The sequence below is a fragment of the Microbacterium sp. B19 genome, from assembly GCF_000333395.1.
Lineage (GTDB): Bacteria > Actinomycetota > Actinomycetes > Actinomycetales > Microbacteriaceae > Microbacterium.
Map to the genome: position 1 here is coordinate 21149 of NZ_BADA01000145.1, position 18826 is coordinate 39974.

General features: G+C 70.7%; 22 protein-coding genes. 13 read left to right on the plus strand and 9 right to left on the minus strand.

Features of this window, described 5'->3' with window-relative positions; translation table 11 throughout:
- Positions 1-37: 37 nt before the first annotated feature.
- Together I5G_RS05480 and I5G_RS05485 are read left to right on the plus strand one after the other, a co-directional pair.
- Positions 38-571, plus strand: a complete 534-nt coding sequence (locus I5G_RS05480; protein WP_022878164.1) for a hypothetical protein — start codon at positions 38-40, stop codon at positions 569-571.
- 51 nt (positions 572-622) lie between these two features.
- Entirely contained in the window at positions 623-934 is a 312-nt protein-coding gene (locus tag I5G_RS05485; RefSeq protein WP_022878165.1) for a hypothetical protein, read from the plus strand.
- On the opposite strand, the gene I5G_RS05490 is transcribed toward I5G_RS05485, so the two are convergent.
- Positions 903-1553 (minus strand): RNA methyltransferase, encoded by a 651-nt coding sequence (locus I5G_RS05490; RefSeq protein ID WP_022878166.1) that lies wholly within the window; start codon positions 1551-1553, stop codon positions 903-905. The two genes, I5G_RS05485 and I5G_RS05490, sit on opposite strands and share 32 nt — an antisense overlap.
- 87 nt (positions 1554-1640) lie before the next feature.
- Here I5G_RS05490 and I5G_RS05495 point away from each other — a divergent pair, with 87 nt between their 5' ends.
- Positions 1641-2918, plus strand: a complete 1278-nt coding sequence (locus tag I5G_RS05495) for an Nramp family divalent metal transporter (RefSeq protein ID WP_022878167.1) — start codon at positions 1641-1643, stop codon at positions 2916-2918.
- Positions 2919-2927: 9 nt separating this feature from the next.
- The gene (locus I5G_RS05500) at positions 2928-3563 is read left to right on the plus strand and encodes a metal-dependent transcriptional regulator (protein ID WP_022878168.1); all 636 of its coding nucleotides are present in this window, start codon (positions 2928-2930) and stop codon (positions 3561-3563) included.
- Positions 3564-3737: 174 nt separating this feature from the next.
- Here I5G_RS05500 and I5G_RS05505 read toward each other — a convergent pair whose 3' ends face one another.
- Positions 3738-4685, minus strand: coding sequence for an SDR family NAD(P)-dependent oxidoreductase (locus tag I5G_RS05505; protein ID WP_022878169.1), 948 nt, complete (start codon positions 4683-4685; stop codon positions 3738-3740).
- 187 nt (positions 4686-4872) lie between these two features.
- On the opposite strand from I5G_RS05505, the gene I5G_RS05510 reads away from it, so the two are divergent.
- From I5G_RS05510 to I5G_RS25715, 4 genes are all read left to right on the plus strand, one after another.
- Positions 4873-5043 carry a CsbD family protein gene (locus tag I5G_RS05510; RefSeq protein WP_022878170.1) on the plus strand — a complete coding sequence of 57 codons (171 nt, stop codon included), beginning with the start codon at positions 4873-4875 and terminating at the stop codon, positions 5041-5043.
- Between the two features lie 85 nt (positions 5044-5128).
- A complete protein-coding gene (locus I5G_RS05515) occupies positions 5129-5959 on the plus strand; it encodes an HAD-IIA family hydrolase (protein WP_022878171.1) in 831 nt (276 codons plus the stop codon).
- Between the two features lies 1 nt (position 5960).
- Positions 5961-6536 carry a YdeI family protein gene (locus I5G_RS05520; RefSeq protein WP_022878172.1) on the plus strand — a complete coding sequence of 192 codons (576 nt, stop codon included), beginning with the start codon at positions 5961-5963 and terminating at the stop codon, positions 6534-6536.
- 12 nt (positions 6537-6548) lie between these two features.
- Positions 6549-6689 carry a hypothetical protein gene (locus tag I5G_RS25715; RefSeq protein WP_022878173.1) on the plus strand — a complete coding sequence of 47 codons (141 nt, stop codon included), beginning with the start codon at positions 6549-6551 and terminating at the stop codon, positions 6687-6689.
- 26 nt (positions 6690-6715) lie between these two features.
- Here I5G_RS25715 and pyrE read toward each other — a convergent pair whose 3' ends face one another.
- A complete protein-coding gene (gene pyrE, locus I5G_RS05530; RefSeq protein ID WP_022878174.1) occupies positions 6716-7294 on the minus strand; it encodes an orotate phosphoribosyltransferase in 579 nt (192 codons plus the stop codon).
- A gap of 51 nt (positions 7295-7345) precedes the next feature.
- Here pyrE and I5G_RS05535 point away from each other — a divergent pair, with 51 nt between their 5' ends.
- The 4 genes from I5G_RS05535 (at position 7346) to I5G_RS05550 (ending at position 11242) form a co-directional block, all read left to right on the plus strand.
- A complete protein-coding gene (locus I5G_RS05535; protein ID WP_022878175.1) occupies positions 7346-8560 on the plus strand; it encodes a hypothetical protein in 1215 nt (404 codons plus the stop codon).
- 61 nt (positions 8561-8621) lie between these two features.
- Positions 8622-9464, plus strand: coding sequence for an exodeoxyribonuclease III (locus I5G_RS05540; protein ID WP_022878176.1), 843 nt, complete (start codon positions 8622-8624; stop codon positions 9462-9464).
- Positions 9465-9581: 117 nt separating this feature from the next.
- Positions 9582-10010, plus strand: a complete 429-nt coding sequence (locus I5G_RS05545; RefSeq protein ID WP_022878177.1) for a YciI family protein — start codon at positions 9582-9584, stop codon at positions 10008-10010.
- A complete protein-coding gene (locus I5G_RS05550) occupies positions 10007-11242 on the plus strand; it encodes an RNA polymerase sigma factor (RefSeq protein WP_022878178.1) in 1236 nt (411 codons plus the stop codon). Before I5G_RS05545 ends, I5G_RS05550 begins: the two co-directional genes overlap by 4 nt.
- 146 nt (positions 11243-11388) lie before the next feature.
- Here the strand turns inward: I5G_RS05550 and I5G_RS20830 are convergent, their stop codons facing one another.
- The 5 genes from I5G_RS20830 to I5G_RS05575 all read right to left on the minus strand — a co-directional run bounded on the left by I5G_RS20830 (position 11389) and on the right by I5G_RS05575 (position 16602).
- Positions 11389-11739, minus strand: a complete 351-nt coding sequence (locus I5G_RS20830; protein ID WP_022878179.1) for an NADPH-dependent FMN reductase — start codon at positions 11737-11739, stop codon at positions 11389-11391.
- 24 nt (positions 11740-11763) lie between these two features.
- On the minus strand, positions 11764-13215 hold the full coding sequence (locus I5G_RS20835) for an amino acid permease (protein ID WP_051038656.1): 1452 nt from the start codon (positions 13213-13215) through the stop codon (positions 11764-11766).
- Between the two features lie 146 nt (positions 13216-13361).
- Positions 13362-14360 (minus strand): magnesium/cobalt transporter CorA, encoded by a 999-nt coding sequence (gene corA / locus I5G_RS05565; protein WP_022878181.1) that lies wholly within the window; start codon positions 14358-14360, stop codon positions 13362-13364.
- A 72-nt stretch (positions 14361-14432) separates the two neighbouring features.
- Positions 14433-15302 (minus strand): DMT family transporter, encoded by an 870-nt coding sequence (locus I5G_RS05570; protein ID WP_022878182.1) that lies wholly within the window; start codon positions 15300-15302, stop codon positions 14433-14435.
- A gap of 31 nt (positions 15303-15333) precedes the next feature.
- Positions 15334-16602: a serine hydrolase gene (locus I5G_RS05575; protein ID WP_026095672.1), complete on the minus strand. Its 1269-nt coding sequence runs from the start codon at positions 16600-16602 to the stop codon at positions 15334-15336.
- 183 nt (positions 16603-16785) lie between these two features.
- On the opposite strand from I5G_RS05575, the gene I5G_RS05580 reads away from it, so the two are divergent.
- Positions 16786-17439 (plus strand): heme oxygenase (biliverdin-producing), encoded by a 654-nt coding sequence (locus tag I5G_RS05580; protein ID WP_022878184.1) that lies wholly within the window; start codon positions 16786-16788, stop codon positions 17437-17439.
- Positions 17440-17448: 9 nt separating this feature from the next.
- Here I5G_RS05580 and I5G_RS05585 read toward each other — a convergent pair whose 3' ends face one another.
- Entirely contained in the window at positions 17449-18822 is a 1374-nt protein-coding gene (locus I5G_RS05585; RefSeq protein ID WP_022878185.1) for an ATP-dependent RecD-like DNA helicase, read from the minus strand.
- Between the last annotated feature and the right edge of the window lie 4 nt (positions 18823-18826).

Consider the following 18826-nt stretch of genomic DNA (forward strand, 5'->3'; position numbering starts at 1 on the left):
CCACGCGACTCCCAGGCGCCGCGCGTACCGTGCGGGCATGAGGTCGAACCCCCCGGTCCTCGCGACCCTCCCCGCCCTGCTTGTCCCGGCGCTGCTCGTGCTCGCGGGGTGCACCTCGACCGACGCGGCCTCGCCGTCCGCGTCCTCCGCCGGGCCATCGGCATCCGTCCCGTCTCTGGCCCCGTCGGCGCCGTCCCCCGGCGCGGCGCTGCCGAGTGACACGACCGCGCTCGAGCAGTGGGCGGCGACCGCGCTGCCGGAGAACGGCCTCGGCGGCAGTACCGCCGTCGCGCGCGGCACCGGTGAGGTCGGGCCCGCCGGAGCCGCGGTCGACCTCGCCCCCGTCGGCGGTTCCTGGGACGTCGTCGTCGCGTGCGAGAGCGCGACCGGAGCGCCCCTCACCGTCGAGGTCGCCGGGACGACGACCGACGTCGCGTGCGGCGCGCCCGGACAGTCGGGAGCGACGCCCACGACGATCCGATGGGATGCCACCTCCCCGGCGACGCTCCGGGTGGACGCAGCGGAGCAGGCGGTGTTCGCTTACGAAATTCACCCGCGCGCGGGGACCTGAATTCGCGCATTCTTTACACACCCGACACTCAGGATTCTCTATCCTGGGCGCATGCGGGGGCATGCAGCGGCAGTCGTGATCGTCGTCGCCGCGCTGATCCTGGCGATGGCCATCTTCTGCGCGGGCGGCTACTACTACGTCGAATACCAGGTGTGGGATGCCACGACCTCGGCGTACATCTACCGGGCGAGACCGTACTCGGGTGCGGTGCTCGGCGTCTCGGTCGTGCTCAGCGCCGCGGTGCTCTACGCGGCGGCCGTGATGCTCATGCGCGCCGGTCGCGTCCACGGTTCGCCGGTGCTCGACGAGTGCCCCGCCCGCGCAGAGGGCTTCACGCCCAGCGGCGACACCACTCGTACATGACGACGGCGGCCGCCGAGGCCGCGTTGATCGACCGCGTCGAGCCGTACTGCGTGATCTCGATGACGCTCGTGGCCGCGGCGAGCGCTTCGGGCGAGAGTCCCGGCCCCTCCTGACCGAAGAGCAGCACGCACGCCTCGGGCACCTCCGCGCGGTCGACGGGGACGGAGCCGTCGACGTTGTCGATCGCCAGAACCGGGAGCCCGGCGTCGTTCGCCCAGGCGACGAACGCGGCGACGTCCTCGTGGTGCCGCACGTGCTGATACCGGTCGGTGACCATCGCGCCCCGACGGTTCCAGCGCCGCTTGCCGATGATGTGCACCTCGGCCGCGAGGAACGCGTTCGCGCTCCGGACGATCGACCCGATGTTCAGGTCGTGCTGCCAGTTCTCGATCGCCACGTGGAACGGATGCCGCCGCGCATCGAGGTCGGCGACGATGGCATCCATCGTCCAGTACCGGTACGTGTCGACGACGTTGCGGCGGTCGCCCTCGGCGAGCAGCTCGCGATCGTAGCGCGGGTCGTCCGGCCACGCGTCGGGTCCGCCGGGCCACGGCCCGACACCCGGGAGCACCACCGGCGTCGCGTCGTCCGGTACCGGGGTCGCGTCGCCGTGGGTCATCGCTCCAGGCTATCCGCCGCCCCGCGCGCGCCGCCTCCTCGCGCAACACGACTTTTCGGTATCCCGAAATATCGCTAATCTTTCGGCATGCCGAAAACTCTGGATGCCGCGCCCCCGCGTCGCGCCACGCGCCGCGCGGCATGGCTCCTCGGGCCCGCGATGGTCGCAGGCGTGGCGTACCTCGACCCCGGAAACGTCGCGAGCAACATGACGGCCGGGGCCGTGTTCGGCTACCTGCTCGTGTGGGTGGTGGTGCTCGGCAACGTCATGGCGTGGCTGATCCAGTACCTGTCGGCAAAGCTCGGCATCGTCACGGGCGAGAGCCTCCCGCAGCTGCTCGGGCGTCGCATCCACCGCCCGTGGGTCCGTCGGGCGTACTGGCTGCAGGCCGAGCTCGTCGCGATGGCCACCGACGTCGCCGAGGTCATCGGCGGCGCCGTCGCGCTGAATCTGTTGTTCGGCATCCCGCTGCTGTGGGGCGGGGCGATCACGGGCGTGGTGTCGATCGCGCTGCTGCTGGTGCAGTCGCGGCGCGGCGCACGCGCGTTCGAGACCGTCGTCATCGGGCTGCTGGTGATCATCGCGGGGGGCTTCACCGCGGGCCTTTTTTTCGCGCCGCCCGATCCGGTCGGTGTCGTCGGCGGACTCGTCCCGCGGTTCGACGGGGCGACGTCGGTGCTGCTCGCGGCATCCATCCTGGGCGCGACGATCATGCCGCACGCGATCTACGCCCACTCGGCGCTGAGCCGCGACCGTTTCGCTCCCGCCGAGCCGACCGCCGCCGCCGATCTCGAAGCGGCTCGGGGCGTCTCGACGCCGCGCCTGCTGCGCGCGACCCGGTGGGACGTGACGATCGCCCTCGCGGTGGCCGGCACGGTGAACCTCGCGATCCTGCTGCTCGCCGCGGCCAACCTCACGGGCGTCGACGGCACCGACAGCCTCGAGGGCGCCTACGCGGCGCTCCGCGACGGGCTCGGATCGCTGGTCGCGACACTGTTCGCCGTCGGGCTGCTCGCGAGCGGCTTGGCCTCCACGTCCGTCGGCGCGTACGCCGGCGCCGAGATCATGCACGGGCTCCTGCGCATCCGCGTTCCGCTCCTCGCCCGCCGCCTGGTGACGCTGGTCCCCGCGCTCGCGATCCTCGGGCTGGGCATCGACCCGACGGTGGCCCTCGTCCTCAGCCAGGTCGTGCTGTCGTTCGGCATCCCGTTCGCGCTCATCCCGCTCGTGGTGCTGACCTCCCGGCGCGACCTCCTCGGCGCCCACCGCAACCGCCCCCTCACGACAGCCGCGGGCATCATGGCCTCGGTGTTCCTCGTCGCGCTGAACGCCGTGCTCCTGTGGCTGGTGTTCAGCGGCGGTTAGGCTGAGCGCGTGGAATCGCCCGTGGCCGACGACTATCTCAAGGCCATCTACCACCACACCGAGTGGCAGGACGACCCGATCACGCCCTCGCAGCTGGCCGGGGTGCTGAGCCTCGCCCCCTCGAGCGTCACCGAGATGGTGAAGAAGCTCGCGGCGCAGGGGCTCGTGAGCCACCGGCCGTACGGTCCCGTGTCACTGACGCCCGCGGGCGCGCGGCGCGCGGCGTCGGTGATCCGTCGACACCGCCTCATCGAGACGTGGCTCGTGCGCGAGTTCCACTACTCGTGGGACGAGGTGCACGACGAAGCCGAGGTCCTCGAGCACTCGCTCAGCGACCGGCTGCTCGAGGGCATCGACGAGCGGCTCGGGCGGCCCCGGTTCGACCCGCACGGAGACGCGATCCCGGATGCCACCGGTGCGGTGCACCGCGAACCCTTCGTGCTGCTGCAGGACGCGGCATCCGGTCACTCGGGACGCGTGCTGCGCGTCAGCGATCGCGACCCCGAGCTGCTCCGGGCGCTCGTGGCGCGGCAGATCGACGTCGGCCACGAGGTCGAGGTCGTGTCGCCCGACACCGTGCGGGCGGACGGCGTCGAGGTCGCGCTGCCCGAGGGCGCCGGCGCCTCGGTCTGGCTCACGCGCTGACGCGACAGGAGCGCCGGTGATGGGCGGAGGGCATGGGAGACGCGCGCGGCGCGCCCGTGACGGGCGGAGGGCGTGGGAGGGCGGGAGGCCCGATCCGGCGCGGCGGATCCTCCCGCCGTCCCAGATCCTCTGCTCGTCACCGCGCGCGACGCCGTCTCAGCCGAAGAACCGGATTCAGGATGCCACGCGGCGCACGCGCTCGAACGGCCAGCGGACGTGCGTCGCGGTCTCGCACGCGCGCCACAGGTCGGCGCTGAGCCCGCTGTCGCGCGTGAGGCGCGCGGGAGTCGCCCGGCGCGGAAGCCCCCGCGCGAGCTGCGCGGGTCCGTACATCGAGCCGCCCTCGGCCCGCGGGTCGGTCAGGGCACGGACGAGAGCCCACGCCCCCTCGTCCTTGCCCTGCGTGAACGCGGCCTGGAGGTTGTCGACGAAGCGCGTGAGGCGCGTCGGTTCGTTCACCCCGCGGATGCCACGGGTCCGGCCGCTCGTCGAGTACCCCGGGTGGGCGACCAGGCTCTCGACCGGCACGCTGTGCGCCTTCAGCCGGCGGTCGGCCTCGAGGGCCAGCATCGTCGTGGCCGCCTTGGACTGCACGTATGCCCGCCACGGGGTGTAGCCCTCGACGAGGTCGGGGTCGGTCGGCAGGTGCTTCCACAGGGAGGTCGCCATGCTGCCGACCCACACCATGCGCCCGCGCGCCGCCGCCAGCGGGGTCAGCAGCTCACCCGCGAGCGCGAAGTGTCCGAGAACGTTCGTCGCGAAGACCTTTTCGTGCCCTCCGGCCAGTTCACGCGTCTTGGGCGGGTGCACGATCCCCGCGTTCATCAGAAGCCCGTCGAGTCGACCCCGGGCGCGGACCGTCGCCGCAGCGGCGCGCACCGACCCGAGGTTGCTCGTGTCGAGGAGGAGCGTCTCGATCGAGGCATCCGGATGCGTTCGACGCACGGCCTCCTTCGCGAGCACGAGCCGGTTCGGGTTGCGCCCCGTGAGCAGCACGTGCGCGCCCGCACCGGCCAGCTGTTCGCACGAGAAGTAGCCGAGTCCGCGGGTCGCCCCGGTGACGAGGTACGCGCGGCCCGTGAGGTCGGGAAGGTTCCGGGGGTCCCACTCGTCGCGCGCCACCCTTCGACCCTAACGAGATCGCTCCGCGCCGTCACGGGTGCATTCCGGATGCGGAATACCGATCTCGTGAACTTTTTCGCTCGATCGCGTGACGAATGGCCGGGTCGACGCGTCTGAGGAGTGAGCACACCGGCTCCGCCGCGGCCACCACCCGGCGCGACGACGTCACTTAGGGAAGGAACCGATCATGGGTCTCGACGACAAGATCAAGAACGCCGCTCAGGACATCGTGGGCAAGGCGAAGGAAGCCATCGGCAACGCCACCGACAACGACAAGCTCGTCGCGGAGGGCAAGGCCGACCAGGTCAAGGCCGAGGCGAAGAAGGCCACCGAGGACGTCAAGGACACGTTCAAGTAAGCGTTCCCGCGGGGCGCCGACTTCCGGGTCGGCGCCCCGAACTCTTCCCCCTGGCCGTGTCGGACCCTCGCGTTAGGCTGGGCCCATGCGAACCCGGGGCGACATCGAGTGCTGGCTCACCGACATGGACGGCGTGCTCGTCCATGAGAACACCCCCGTGCCGGGTGCGTCCGAACTGCTCGCGCAGTGGCGAGCCGAGGGCACGCCGTTCCTCGTCCTGACCAACAACTCGATCTTCACGCCCCGCGATCTGAGCGCTCGCCTGCGGTCGTCGGGACTCGTGGTGCCCGAGTCCTCGATCTGGACCTCCGCGCTGGCCACCGCCGATTTCCTGCGGTCGCAGATGCCCGGCGGCTCCGCCTTCGTCATCGGCGAAGCGGGGCTCACGACCGCGCTGCACGAGGCGGGCTTCATCATGACCGAGACGGCACCCGACTACGTCGTGGTCGGCGAGACGCGCAACTACTCGTTCGAGGCGATCACGAAGGCCATCCGCTTCATCCGCGACGGCGCCCGTTTCATCGCCACGAACCCGGATGCCACGGGCCCCTCGACCGAGGGCGTGCTGCCCGCGACCGGGGCGATCGCCGCGCTCATCACGAAAGCGACCGGCAAAGAGCCGTACATCGTCGGCAAGCCGAACCCGATGATGTTCCGGTCCGCCCTCAACCGCATCGGCGCGCACTCGGAGAACACCGGGATGATCGGCGACCGCATGGACACCGACATCGTGGCCGGCATCGAGGCGGGGCTCCACACCGTGCTCGTGATGACGGGCATCAGCGACCAGAACGAGATCGAGAAGTACCCGTTCCGGCCCGACGAGATCCTGGCATCCGTCGCCGACCTCGTCCGCGCCGAGCCGGTCGAGACCGACCTCGCCGACGGCGAAGAGGGCCTGGCCGAAGGCCTGTGACGTGGGCGCGCTCGACGACGGGGTGAAGGTCGCGGCGGTCGATGCCGTCGAGTGGGGCCGCTGGCTCGAAGAGAACCACACCGTGTCGAAGGGCGCGTGGCTGCTCCGCGGTCGGGGCGCCGACGCGGGCCGCTACGTCGAGTACGAGGAGGCGATCTGCGAGGCGCTGTGCTTCGGCTGGATCGACGGCCCGGTGCGGGTGTTCGACGAGGTGAGCTCGGGGCTGTGGTTCGCGCCGCGTCAGCCGCGGAGCGGATGGGCGGCGACGAACAAGGCGCGCATCGCCCGACTTGAGGCCGAGGGGCGTCTGCGGCCCGCGGGTGTCCGCGCGCTCGAGGTCGCCCGTGCCAACGGCGCGTGGGAGATCCTCGACGGACCCGAGGCCGGCATCGAGCCGCGCGAACTCACCGCCGCTCTCGACGCGGTACCCGCGGCGCGAACGAACTGGGACGCGTTCCCGCCCTCGGCCCGGAAGTTCGGGCTCACTCAGATCGCGATGGCCGTGCGACCGCAGACGCGCGAGGCGCGGATCGCCAAGATCGTGGCCGACGCCGCCGCGGGCAAACGCCCCGTCTGATCAGGAGACCCCATGGACGACCGCACGCTCTGGCTCCTCACGGCCTTCGTCATCACCGCCGGCACGCTCGTCGCGTTCATCGTGCAGTGGCGCCGCTCGCGGAGGGGCGACCACCGCGACCCGTTCGACGGTCCGGGCGACGGCGGGGAGTGATCGCCGCATCCGCCCCGGCATCCGACTTACTGCGGCGCGAGCCCCAGGTCGTCGAGGTCGATGGATGCCAGCCACTGCAGGCCCTCGGCCTCGATCGCGGCCTGTGCGCCGGTCTTGCGGTCGACGATCACGGCGACGGCGACGACCTCGGCGCCCTCGCGGCGGAGCGCCTCGACGGCCTTGAGGGCGGACTGCCCGGTTGTGGAGGTGTCCTCGACGACGACGACGCGCTTGCCCGCGACGTCGGCGCCCTCGATCTGGCGGCCGCGGCCGTGGTCCTTGGGCTCCTTGCGCACGACGAACGCGTCGAGCGGGCGGCCCGCGTGCACCGACTCGTGCATCACGGCGTTGGCGATCGGGTCGGCGCCGAGCGTGAGCCCGCCGACGGCGACGACACCGTCGAGGTCCTTCACGAGGTCGAGCACGAGACGGCCGATCGCGGGAGCGGCGCGGTGGTCGAGCGTGAGCTTGCGCATGTCGACGTAGTACGTCGCCTTCTTGCCGCTCGAGAGGGTGAAGTCGCCGTGGAACACCGCCTCGGCGTTGATGAGGCCGATGAGGGCCTGACGGTCGGCTTCGAGCTCGGGCGTGGAGGCGGTGGTCACGGCGTCGAGTCTATTTGGTGCGGAAAGCGAAGCCTCCGCCATCATGGGCGCATGCCGAAAACGCCCACCCCCGACCTCGTCGCGCTGCTCGCGACCGAAGGCGCGGGGACGGACGTGCAAGAGGCGCGCCAGGAAGCCAAGGCACGGGCATCCCGATCGCCCGAACTCCGCCTGGCTCTCGCGGAGCACTACCGGCAGATCGGGGATCGCGCGCAAGCGGGGCGGTGGGGCGTCGTCTTCCCGGGCTGGGCGCGACCACGAGAGATTGCGCACATGCGTCTGTGGATGCTCGGTCGAGCGAGCCGAGGCAATTTCGTGCGTCAGAGCCTGCTGCTCCCCGACAACGAGGTCGTTCCCCCCGTCGTCGCCGACCTCACATCGCCGAGCTACGTCGAGCGCGGACCGAAGGATGCCTCTCGCGTCGCGCTTCTGGGGTGCGTTGGCGTGTTCATCGCGGTCATCGTGCTGATCGCGAGTTTCGTCGTCCTTGTCTGGAACACCGGTCCCACGCTGTGGAACGCGCTCTTCGACACGCCATCGTCGTCCGCTGCCGAACTCGCTCTCGCCGCACTGATCACGGTCATCGTCAGTGGAGGAGTGCTCGCCGCGGGACTGCGGCTCTTCGATCGTCCGGTCGAACTCCCCGACCCCGAGTTCGCCACCCGGCGCGCCCTCGAGCTCCTCGACAGCCGACCGCAAGAGGGACGGGTGATGCTGCGCGCGCTCGTCCGTGCCGACGGCGATCCGGAAGCGCGACGCGCGCTCGTCGAAGATGCGCGAAGACGGAATCGCCCCGCCCAGGCGGGCCGCTGGGGCTGTCCGCTTCCCGGGGTGACCACGGAGGCGGAGCGCGACGCGTACGCGGCGAGCATCCTGTCGCGTGGAGGGAACGACCCGTCATCGGTCCTCGCCGAGCGGTCGCACCTGAGGTTCGACGATCCCGTGCCCGGAGACGTCCCCGACGTCGCACGACGGCTGGGCGCGGCGCCGTGGGATCCCCGGAGCGCGTCGCACTCGCCGGGGATCGCGTGGTGGGCCGCGGCCGCCCCGCTTCCGATCGGCGCGGCGGCGACCGCGTTCGCACCGGCGTCCGCACATGCGATCGCCGTCTCCTCCGTGATCGCCGTCCTGGCGATCTGGTGGGGGCTGTGTGTCCGAGGGGCCTTCTCCCGGAAACGGGAGCCGCGCGAGCGGTGGGCGTTCGCGATGGGGGCTCTCGCCCTCGTCTGGGCAGTGGGCGGTGTGCTGCTCGCCGCGGCACGGTAGGGGATCCCCCGCTGCAGCTCATCGCCCGGCGATGTCCCCGCCCGAAAGTAGGCTGGATGCCATGCGCCTGGCCACCTGGAACGTCAACTCCGTCCGCGCCCGCGTCGCCCGCACCGTCGAGTTCGCCGTGCGCGAGCACATCGACGTGCTGGCGATGCAGGAGATCAAGTGCAAGACGGAGCAGTTCCCGTACGCCGCGTTCGAAGAGGCCGGGTATCACGTCGTCGCGCACGGGCTCAACCAGTGGAACGGCGTCGCGATCGCCAGCCGCGAGCCGATCGAGGACGTCGAGATCGGCTTCCCCGGCATGCCCGGGTTCGAGAAGGGCAAGGAAGGTCCCGATCTGCCGAAGGAGGCGCGGGCGCTCGGCGCGACCGTCAACGGCGTGAAGGTGTGGAGCCTGTACGTCCCGAACGGCCGCGGGCTCGACGACCCTCACTACCGCTACAAGCTCGACTGGCTCGAGGCCCTCCGCCGTCACACCGAAGACACGCTCGCGGCGAACCCCGGCCTGCCCCTCGCCCTCACGGGCGACTTCAACATCGCCCCGACGGATGCCGACAACGGCGACCCCACCGTGATCGAGGGCGTGACCACGCACGTCTCGCCGCCCGAACGCGCCGCGTTCGCCGCGTTCGAGTCCGCGGGGCTCACCGACGTCGTGCGTCCGCTCATTCCCACCGGCTACACGTACTGGGATTACAAGCAGCTGCGCTTCCCCCGCAACGAGGGGCTGCGGATCGACTTCATCCTCGGCTCGACGGCGTTCGCCGACGCCGTGCAGGGCGCCGAGATCCACCGCAACGAGCGCAAGGGCGAGGCGCCGAGCGACCACGTGCCCGTCGTCGCCGACCTCGACTTCACCGACGGCGAGGACGACGACCTCCCGATGATCTTCGGCTGACGGCATCCGGGATCTTTTTTCGTCCCCCTGTCGATTCCGGCCCGCGCCGTTCGACGCGATAGTAGGGGCAGGCATCCGCTCCCCCGGAATCCACGGCAGCAGGGAAGAGAAGAGACCATGACGAAGTACATGCTGATCATGCGCGGCACCGACGAGGCGTACGCGGCGTACAAGCAGATCCCCTTCGAGCAGATCATCAACGACATGGGCGCGTACAACGAGTCCATGATCACCGCGGGCGTGCTCGTCGCCGGCGACGGCCTCGCCGAAGACATGAGCCAGAACTTCGTCGTCGAGTTCGGCGGTGAGGAGCCGGTGGTCACCGACGGCCCCTACGGCGAGACGCACGAGCTGTTCAACGGCTTCTGGATCATCGAGGTGTCGTCGCGCGACGAGGCGATCGAGTGGGCGCGCCGCGCGCCGCTCATCGCCGGCAACAAGCTCGAGGTGCGCCGCGTGACGGACGAGACCGACTTCGCCGCGTTCGCCGACAACGAGTACATCCAGAAGGAGGAGGGCTGGCGCGAGGAGCTGTCCGGGCGGTGACCGAGCCCGACCTCTCGCGCCGCGTCGCGGCGATCTGGCGCATCGAGGGTGCCCGGATCGTCGCGGCGCTGGCTCGCGTGGTCGGCGACCTCGGCACCGCGGAAGACCTCGCGCAGGACGCGCTCGTCGAAGCCGTGGAGCAGTGGGGGCGCGACGGCGTTCCGCGCAACCCCGGGGCATGGCTCACGGCGGTGGCGAAGCGTCGCGCGATCGACGGCTGGCGGCGCGAGCAGCGCCTCGGCGAGAAGTACCGCCTCCTCGCCGCCGACCTCGACGAGGTGGCCGACGACATGTGGGAGCCGATCGACGACGACGTCCTGCGCCTGGTCTTCGCCGCCTGTCACCCCGTGCTCTCGCGCGAAGCGCAGGTGGCGTTGACGCTGAAGGTCGTGGCAGGCCTCGACACCGAGGCGATCGCGCGGCTCTTCCTGGTCCCCGTCCCGACGATGCAGCAGCGGATCGTCCGGGCCAAGAAGGCGCTCAGCGCGGCGCGCGTCCCCTTCGCGGTGCCCGAGCCCGCGGAATGGCCCGCGCGGCGCACGGCGGTGCTGACCGTCGTGTACCTGATCTTCACCGAGGGCTACGTCGCGAGCACGGGCGACGCGGTCCTCCGCACCGAGCTGGCGCACGAGGCGCTGCGGCTCGGCCGCGTCCTCGACCGCCTACTCCCCCGCGAGCCGGAGGTGCTCGGGCTCTCCGCGCTCATGGAGTTCCAGGCATCCCGCTTCGCCGCCCGGATCGACGGGAACGGGGATGCCGTGCTGCTGGCCGACCAGGATCGACGCCGCTGGGATCACTCGGCGATCGCCCGCGGCCGCGCGCTCCTCGACCGGGCCGACGCCCTCGGCAAGGGCCGAGGCCCGTATCAACTGCAGGCCGCGATCGCGCTGTGTCACGCCGAGGCCGCGAGCGTCGAGGTGACCGACTGGGACCGCATCGTCCTGCTGTACGAGATGCTCGGCCGGATCACCGCGAACCCGGTCGTCGAGCTCAATCGCGCGGTCGCCGTGTCAATGGCATCCGGTCCGGAAGAGGGGCTCGCGATCGTCGACGGAATGGATGCCACGCCTCTGCGCGGTTCGCATCTGCTGCCGTCCGTGCGCGGCGAACTGCTCGCGCGCCTGGGCCGCGTCGAGGACGCCCGCGCGCAGCTGCTCGAGGCCGCGGGCCTCACCCGCAACGCCCGCGAGGCGGCGCTGCTGCGCCGGAAGGCGCAGGCGCTGGGCGGCTGAGGCTGCGCGGGGCGACGCGCGCAAACGTCGCAGATTTCCCCGTTCTTCGCAGGATTCGGCCGGAAATCTGCGAAGAACCGCCGAATCTGCGAACTTTGCGCGCGACGTCGGGGCCGGAGCCAAGCCCGACCCCGACGTGCGGAGCGTCAGACCGCCGGAACCGCCGCGGGAGCCGTGCGCTCGACGAGCGTCACGAGCGCCTCGATGATCGAGCGGAGGAACGCTGCCGTGCCCTCGTCGTTGACGGTGCCGTCCTCGCCGAACAGGCCGGGCGTCGACTGGATGTAGCCCTCGGGCTGTCCGAGCACGAGCGCGTTGTAGTGCAGGAGGACCGAGCGCAGGTGCTGCTGACCGGCGGCGGTGGCGATACCGCCCTGGGAAGTGCCGACGACCGCGGTGGGCTTGTCGTTGAAGGACGCCTCACCGTAGGGACGCGCCGACCAGTCCAGCGCGTTCTTCAGCACACCGGGGATGGAGCGGCTGTACTCGGGGGTCACGATGACCTCACGCGAACCGACGACCTACTCCTTCGAGAACGGGCTCGGCACCACCGGGACCGTCCCCGTGTAGCCGTCCCGCTCCTCGGCCAGTTCGGCGATGCGCTTGCGGCGCGCGAACCACCCGATCGCGATGAGGATGCTCGCGACCAGCGCCACGAGCGCGGTCGCGGGCGAGTCGACGAACACCAGCACGAGCACCACGAGCAGGAACGCCAGCGTCAGGTATCCGGTGTACGGCGCCCAGAAGAGGCGGAACGACGGCCGCACCAGCTCACCGCGGTCCGCGAGCTTCTTCAGCCGCATCTGGCACAGCATGATCGTCGCCCAGGTCACCAGGATGCCGACGGCCGCCACGTTCAGCACCGTCTCGAACGCGTCGCTGGGCGCCACGAAGTTGATGACGACGCCGAACAGCGCGACGAACGCCGTGATCGCGATGCCGCCGTACGGCACGCCCGCCTTGTTCATGCGTGCGGCGAACTTCGGCGCCGACCCGGCGACCGCCATCGCGCGCAGGATGCGGCCGGTGGAGTACAGCCCCGCGTTCAGCGACGACAGCGCCGCCGTGAGCACGACGAGGTTCATGATGACGTCGACGCCGGGCACCCCGATCGACGCGAAGAACGTGACGAACGGGCTCTCGTCCTTGGAGTACGCGGTGAACGGCAGCAGCAGCGAGAGCAGCAGCACCGACCCGACGTAGAACACCGCGACGCGGATGATCACGGAGTTGATCGCGCGCGGCATGACCTTCTCGGGGTTCTTCGTCTCGCCCGCGGCCGTGCCGATCAGTTCGATCGAGGCGTACGCGAACACCACACCCTGCATGAGGATGATCGCGGGCAGGATGCCGTTGGGGAAGAAGCCGCCGTTGTCGGCGATGAGCGAGAACCCGACGGGTGCCCCGGTGGGCGTGCCGAAGATCACGAAGTAGATGCCCACGAGCAGGAACGCCACGAGCGCCGTGACCTTGATGAGCGCGAACCAGAACTCCAGCTCGCCGAAGACCTTGACCGACACGAGGTTCACCGCGAGCACCGTGACGAGGGCGGCGAGCGCCCACACCCACTGCGGAACGGCGCCGATCCACGGCACGTACTTGCCGAAGAAGTTCATGTACAGCGCGGCCGCGGTGATGTCGACCATCGTCGTCGTCGCCCAGTTGATCCAGTAGAACCAGCCCGAGACGAACGCCGCCTTCTCCCCGAAGAACTCGCGCGCGTACGAGACGAACGAGCCCGAGGTCGGCCGGTGCAGCACCAGCTCGCCGAGCGCCCGCAGGATGAAGAACGCGAACAGGCCGCACACCGCGTACGACAGCACGATCGCCGGGCCCGCCTGGGCGAGACGGCCGCCCGCCCCGAGGAAGAGGCCCGTGCCGATGGCACCGCCGATCGCGATCATCTGGACTTGCCGCGAGCTCAATCGCTTGTGGTACCCCTCGTCCTCGAGGTGCACGGACGCGGTCGTGATCGGCTCGGCGGGAGTCCCGGCGCCGGCGCCATCGCCGGAGACGGAGCCCGAGCCGGAGCCCGAAGGAGTGGTGTCAGTCACCCCTCCATCATTGGCATCCGCGCTCCCGCGCCCGTGAAGCGCGCCGAAAAGCCGGCCGCTGCGCCTCAGAGCCAGTGCTTGCGCTTGAACGTGATCCAGAGCCCGAACGACGTCGCGGCCATGAGCGCGAGCGCCATCGGGTACCCGAACGTCCAATCGAGCTCGGGCATGTTCTTGAAGTTCATGCCGTAGATCGCGCCGATCAACGACGGTCCGAACAGGATCGCCGCCCACCCGGAGATCTTCTTCACCTGGTCGTTCTGTTCGAGGGACGTCTCGGTCTGCCGCTGCGTGACGAGCGTGGCATTGACGGTCAGCGCGTTGTCGAGGATCGCACGGAGAGAGCCGAGCTTGTCGCACTGCCGCAGCACGTGGTCGAGCACGTCGCGGAGCGATCGCTGCAGCTCGATGTCGACCCCGTACTTCTCCGCGCCGCGGAGGAGAGCCTCCAGCATGTCGCGCAACGGCTCGGTGGCGCGCTGGAAGTGGATGACCTCGCGTGCGAGTTCGTAGATGCGCTGCGTGAGCTCCACGTCGCCCGTGCCGAACAGGGCGTCCTCGATCTCGTCGACGTCGTTCTGCAGCCCCGCCGCGACCGGGTCGTACTGGTCGACCACCTCGTCGAGGATCGCGTACAGCACGGCCTCGGGTCCGCGCGCGAGTAGTTCGGGCTGTCCCTCGAGCCGGCGGCGCACCTGCGCGAGGTCCGGCACCTCCGCCTGGCGGACCGTGACGACGTAGTCCGACCCGACGAAGACGTGCAGCTCGCCGAAGTGCACGGTCTCGGTCGCATCGTCGTAGCGGGCGGGTCGCAGCACGGCGAAGAGGTTGCCGCCGTAGCGCTCGAGCTTGGACCGCTGGTGTCCGGTGAGTGCGTCCTCGACGGCGAGCGGGTGCAGTGAGAACTCCTTGGCGACGCGTTCGAGCTCCTCGGGCGAGGGCCGGAGCAGCCCGATCCAGGCCATGCCGCCGTGGGCCTCCATGTACTCGAAGGTCTGGTCGAGGCTCGACGGGTTCTCGATCCGATGACCGTCCACGTACACGGCGCTGTCGATGATGGGCATGCGTCCGTTCTACCCCTCGAAGATAAACAGCGGATGCCGCTGGCGCGGGGCGCCGGGACGTGGCATCCCGTGTCAGACGATCGGTTCGCTCGCCGGTCGCCGCCCGGCCGCGGTCACCGCGCCGATGCTCGCCGCGATCACGAGGCCGATCCCCGCGATCTCGAGCCACGAGAGGTGCTGTCCGAGCAGCAGGAACCCGGCGAGCGACGCCGTCGCCGGCCCGAGGCTCATCATGATCGCGAAGGCCGACGCGGGCAGGCGCCGGAGCGCGATGAGCTCGAGGGCGTACGGGATCGTCGACGACAGCACGGCCACCGCGGCGCCGAGCGCGAGGACGTCGGGTCGCAGCAGCGCCCCCTGCGCCTGCGCGATGCCGAACGGCAGCGCGATCACGGCACCCACGCTCATCGCGAGCGCGAGGCCGTCGAGGCGCGGGAACTCCCGCCCGACCCGGGCCGACGCGAGGATGTACAGCGCCCAGCTGGCCGCCGCGCCGAGCGCGAAGACGACCCCGAGCGCGTCGAGACGATCCCATCCGCCGGCGCCGAGCGCGACCACACCCGCGAGCGCGAGACCGGCCCACAGCCACCGCGCGATCCCCGTCGCGGTGAGGATCGACAGTGTCAGCGGCCCGAGCACCTCGATCGTCACGGTGACCCCGAGCGGAAGGCGGTTCAGCGCCAGATAGAACAGCCCGTTCATGGATGCCAGCACCACACCGAACCACACGACCGAGCGCCACGCGCCCGCCGTGTGGCCCCGCAGCCGGGGGCGCGCGATCGCGAGGAGGAGCAGCGCCGAGAAGACCAGGCGCAGCATCACGATGCCGAGCGGCCCCGTCCGCGGGAAGAGCAGGACGGCGAAGGAGGCCCCGACCTCCTGGCACGCGAGCCCGACCAGCACGAGCGCCGCGGCGGTTCCGCGACCGGCGCGCGCGGTCACGGCGCGACCACGCGACGGGTCACGCGCGTGGTCACTTCGCGGCGGGAGGGCAGATGGCGATCGTGTTGAGGTTGTCGCTCATCTGCTGCGCGGTCCACGGCAGACCGGCCTCGGGGGTGGTGCGACCGTCCGCGGCGGGCGCCTTGGAGGCGATCGCGGCCAGCTCCCACGCGAGCCACGCGCCCGCCATCTCGTTGGCGCCGGAGTTGTTGAGGACGACGGCGACCGACATTCCGGTGGAGGGGTCGGCGAACGCGCCGACGATGTAGCCGGGCGCCGACCCGAACTGTCCGATCAGCGATCCGGCCTGGTACGCACCGCCCGCGGCGGTGAACCAGGTCGGGGCGTCCGCACTCACGGGCACGGGGTTCGCGAAGCGGTCGTTGCCGTCGGGCAGCAAGGCGCCCGTCGCCAGGGCCTGCGCGTACCGGCCGAGATCCGCGATGTCGGTGACGGCACCGGAGGCGCCGGCCCCGAAACTCGCCGACGTCACCGTGTAGTTCCCCGGATCGGTGCAGTTCCAGGCGTCGCCGTTCTTCTGCGACCAGTACCCGTTGAGGGCGTTGGCGGACGGCGCTGCGGCGGCGGGACCGGGCAGCGACGTCCCGCTCAACCCCAGCGGTCCGGCCACGCGCTGCGCGAGGACGTCGGACAGGGTCTCGCCCGTCGCGCGCTCGACGGCCATGCCGGCGAGGAGGTAGTTGGTGTCGGACCCGGCGAAGGCCGCGCCCGGCGCGTTGCGGCGCGGGCTGGCGATGCCGTAGGCCATGAGCTCGCGGTCGTTCCACGCGCGATCGGGGTTGCTCAGCACCTGGTTCTGGAGGATGTCGCCGTACACGCCCAGACCGGACGTCCCGTCGCACAGTTGGCGCAGCGTGATGTCGTCGAAGCCGGGCAGGCCGCTGACCCACTTCGTGATCGGGTCGTCGAGCGACCACGTCTTGTCGGCCGCGAGTTCGTAGACGACGTCGCACGTCATCGAGCGGGTCACGTCCGCCGCGCGGAACCCCATGTCGGTGGTGACCTCCGCGCCGCCCGGCCCCTGCGTGCCGAGGCCCGCGACCCACGTGCCGCTCCACGGCGCCCACACGCCCACGATCGCGCCGGTCGAGCCGGTGATCGCCATCGCCGAGGTCACGGCATCCTGCAACTGGGTGACCGTGTCCCCCGGAAGCTCCGCCTGCACCTGGTCGGGAACCTTGATGGATGCCGTCGACTGGGGCGTGCACCCGGACAGGGCGAGGGCGATGATGCTGGCTCCCGCGACCACCACGGCCGCAGATCGGCGCCAACCCCGCATGTCCACCCCACGATTCCGCGCGCGACGAAGCGGCGCTCGAAGAATTCAAACACACGCGGAACAATCGGGGCGTCCGCTTGCACCCGGGCGGAGTCACGTCTGCATCACGGTTGACCGGGTATTCACCCTGCGAGTTGCGTCACAGGACTTAGGTTTACCTAACCCGTTGCGTATGATGTCCGCATGAACGCCGTCGCTTCGTTCTCCGCCGCCCTGCGGGAGCGGTCGAGCGCGGCCCACACGTCGTCCGAATGCACCGACTTCATGGTGGACCTCATCACGGGCACCGGCACGCGCGATGACTACATCGCGCACGTCGTGCAGCACTGGTTCATCTACGAGGCCCTGGAGGCCGGCACCGCCCTCCTGCGCGACCACCCCGTCGTGTCGGTGTTCCTCAGCGACAAGCTCACGCGACTCCCCGCGATCGCGGCCGACCTCGAGTTCCTCATCGGCCCCGACTGGCGCGAGCGGATCGCCCCGCTCCCCACGACCCAGGCGTACGTGTCGCGCATCCGCCACCTGGCATCCCAGTGGCCGGGTGGCTTCGTCGCGCACCACTACACGCGCTACCTCGGCGATCTCTCGGGCGGCCCCTCGATCGGCCGGGTGCTGCAGCGCCGGTTCGGCTTCGAGACGAACGGGATCGGCCTGTACCTCTTCGCCGACATCGCCGATCCGTCGGCGTTCAAACGCGTCTACCGGGAACAGCTGGATGCCGCGCCCTGGGACGACGCAGAGAAGGCCCGCGTCATCGACGAAGTGCTCGTCGCGTACCGGTTCACCACCGAGCTCTGCGCCGACCTGGCCCGCGCGAAGGCGGCGCAGGTCGCCTGAACGCGCGCCTCAGGCCTGCGCGGCCTGCTGCCGCCCGAGCCACGCCTGCTTCATGAAGCGCCGGACGTCCTCGTCGACGCGGATGTCGCTGGGACGGAGCGGGCGCGAGAGGTACAGACCGTCGAGCGAGGTCAGTCGGCTCAGCGCGACGTAGGTCTGACCGGGCGCGAAGGCGCCGGCGCCGAGATCGACGACCGCGCGGTCGTACGTCTTGCCCTGCGACTTGTGGATCGTCACGGCCCACGCCAGGCGCAGCGGGAATTGCGTGAACTCGGCGACGATCTCGCGCGACAGGTTCTTCGTGCCGGGGTCGTACGCGTAGCGATAGCGCTCCCACACGGCCGGCTCGACGTCGTGCTCGGTGCCGTCGACCTCGACGCGCACGCTGTCGCCCGCGATGCGGGTGACGGTGCCGATCGTGCCGTTGACCCACCGCGGCCCCTCGCCGAACTGGGCGGAGTCGTTGCGGAGGAACATCACCTGCGCGCCGATCTTGAGCGTCAACGCGAGCTCGGCGGGGTAGTTCGCCTCGCCGCGGCCGAAGTCACCCGAGATCTCGGCATTCGCGGTCTGCGTGCGGCCGACCAGTTCGTCGAGGTGTCGGCGATTGATCTCGTTCACGCGGTCGTTCCGCGTCGCGAGCGTGATGATCGGGTGCTCGCCGTCGGCGGGATGCGGCGGGGTGCGCGCCCCGGCGGCGTTCAGGATCCCGGCCATCTCCGCGGTGACGCGCCCGTACCGGACGGCGTTGAGCAGCGTCTTGAAGCCCGGGTCGGACTGCCGGTGGATCTCGACGAGCTCGTTGACGTGCAGGTCGGCGCCGTGCCGCCCGATGTCGATGAGTCCGTCCCCCGACGTCTCGCCGGACCACACCTTCGCGTCGAAGAACCAGAACGATCGGTAGTGGTCGCGGATGTACCGCGCCTCATCACCGCGCGGAGGCACCGGCGCGAGCTGGTACGGGTCGCCGAACATGACGATCTGGGTGCCGCCGAACGGCTCGGCGCGGCGGCCGCGGGCCTGGCGGAGCGAGCGGTCGATGGCATCCATCAGGTCGGCGTTCACCATCGAGATCTCGTCGATGACGAGCGTGTCGATCGCGTTGAGGAGCTTGCGGGTCGCGTCGTTCTGGTCGATCTCGCCGTTCGCGATGAGGCCGATCGGCAGGCGGAACAGCGAATGGATCGTCTGCCCCTCGACGTTGAGCGCCGCGACGCCCGTGGGGGCGCACACGGCGATCTGCTTCTTCGTGTTCCACGCCAGGTGCTGCAGCAGCGTCGACTTGCCCGTGCCCGCGCGGCCCGTGACGAACACGTGCTCGCGCGTGTCCTCGATCAGCCGGAACAGCGCCTGCTGCTCGGCCGAAAGGGGTGGCGTGGTCACCGGT

Bases quoted from the DNA above. Each gene is read 5' to 3' on its own strand.
- I5G_RS05480 (WP_022878164.1), top strand. From the start codon at position 38: ATGAGGTCGAACCCCCCGGTCCTCGCGACCCTCCCCGCCCTGCTTGTC.
- I5G_RS05485 (WP_022878165.1), top strand. From the start codon at position 623: ATGCGGGGGCATGCAGCGGCAGTCGTGATCGTCGTCGCCGCGCTGATC.
- I5G_RS05490 (WP_022878166.1), bottom strand. From the start codon at position 1,553: ATGACCCACGGCGACGCGACCCCGGTACCGGACGACGCGACGCCGGTG.
- I5G_RS05495 (WP_022878167.1), top strand. From the start codon at position 1,641: ATGCCGAAAACTCTGGATGCCGCGCCCCCGCGTCGCGCCACGCGCCGC.
- I5G_RS05510 (WP_022878170.1), top strand. From the start codon at position 4,873: ATGGGTCTCGACGACAAGATCAAGAACGCCGCTCAGGACATCGTGGGC.
- I5G_RS05515 (WP_022878171.1), top strand. From the start codon at position 5,129: ATGCGAACCCGGGGCGACATCGAGTGCTGGCTCACCGACATGGACGGC.
- I5G_RS25715 (WP_022878173.1), top strand. From the start codon at position 6,549: ATGGACGACCGCACGCTCTGGCTCCTCACGGCCTTCGTCATCACCGCC.
- I5G_RS05535 (WP_022878175.1), top strand. From the start codon at position 7,346: ATGCCGAAAACGCCCACCCCCGACCTCGTCGCGCTGCTCGCGACCGAA.
- I5G_RS05540 (WP_022878176.1), top strand. From the start codon at position 8,622: ATGCGCCTGGCCACCTGGAACGTCAACTCCGTCCGCGCCCGCGTCGCC.
- I5G_RS05545 (WP_022878177.1), top strand. From the start codon at position 9,582: ATGACGAAGTACATGCTGATCATGCGCGGCACCGACGAGGCGTACGCG.
- corA (WP_022878181.1), bottom strand. From the start codon at position 14,360: ATGCCCATCATCGACAGCGCCGTGTACGTGGACGGTCATCGGATCGAG.
- I5G_RS05575 (WP_026095672.1), bottom strand. From the start codon at position 16,602: ATGCGGGGTTGGCGCCGATCTGCGGCCGTGGTGGTCGCGGGAGCCAGC.
- I5G_RS05580 (WP_022878184.1), top strand. From the start codon at position 16,786: ATGAACGCCGTCGCTTCGTTCTCCGCCGCCCTGCGGGAGCGGTCGAGC.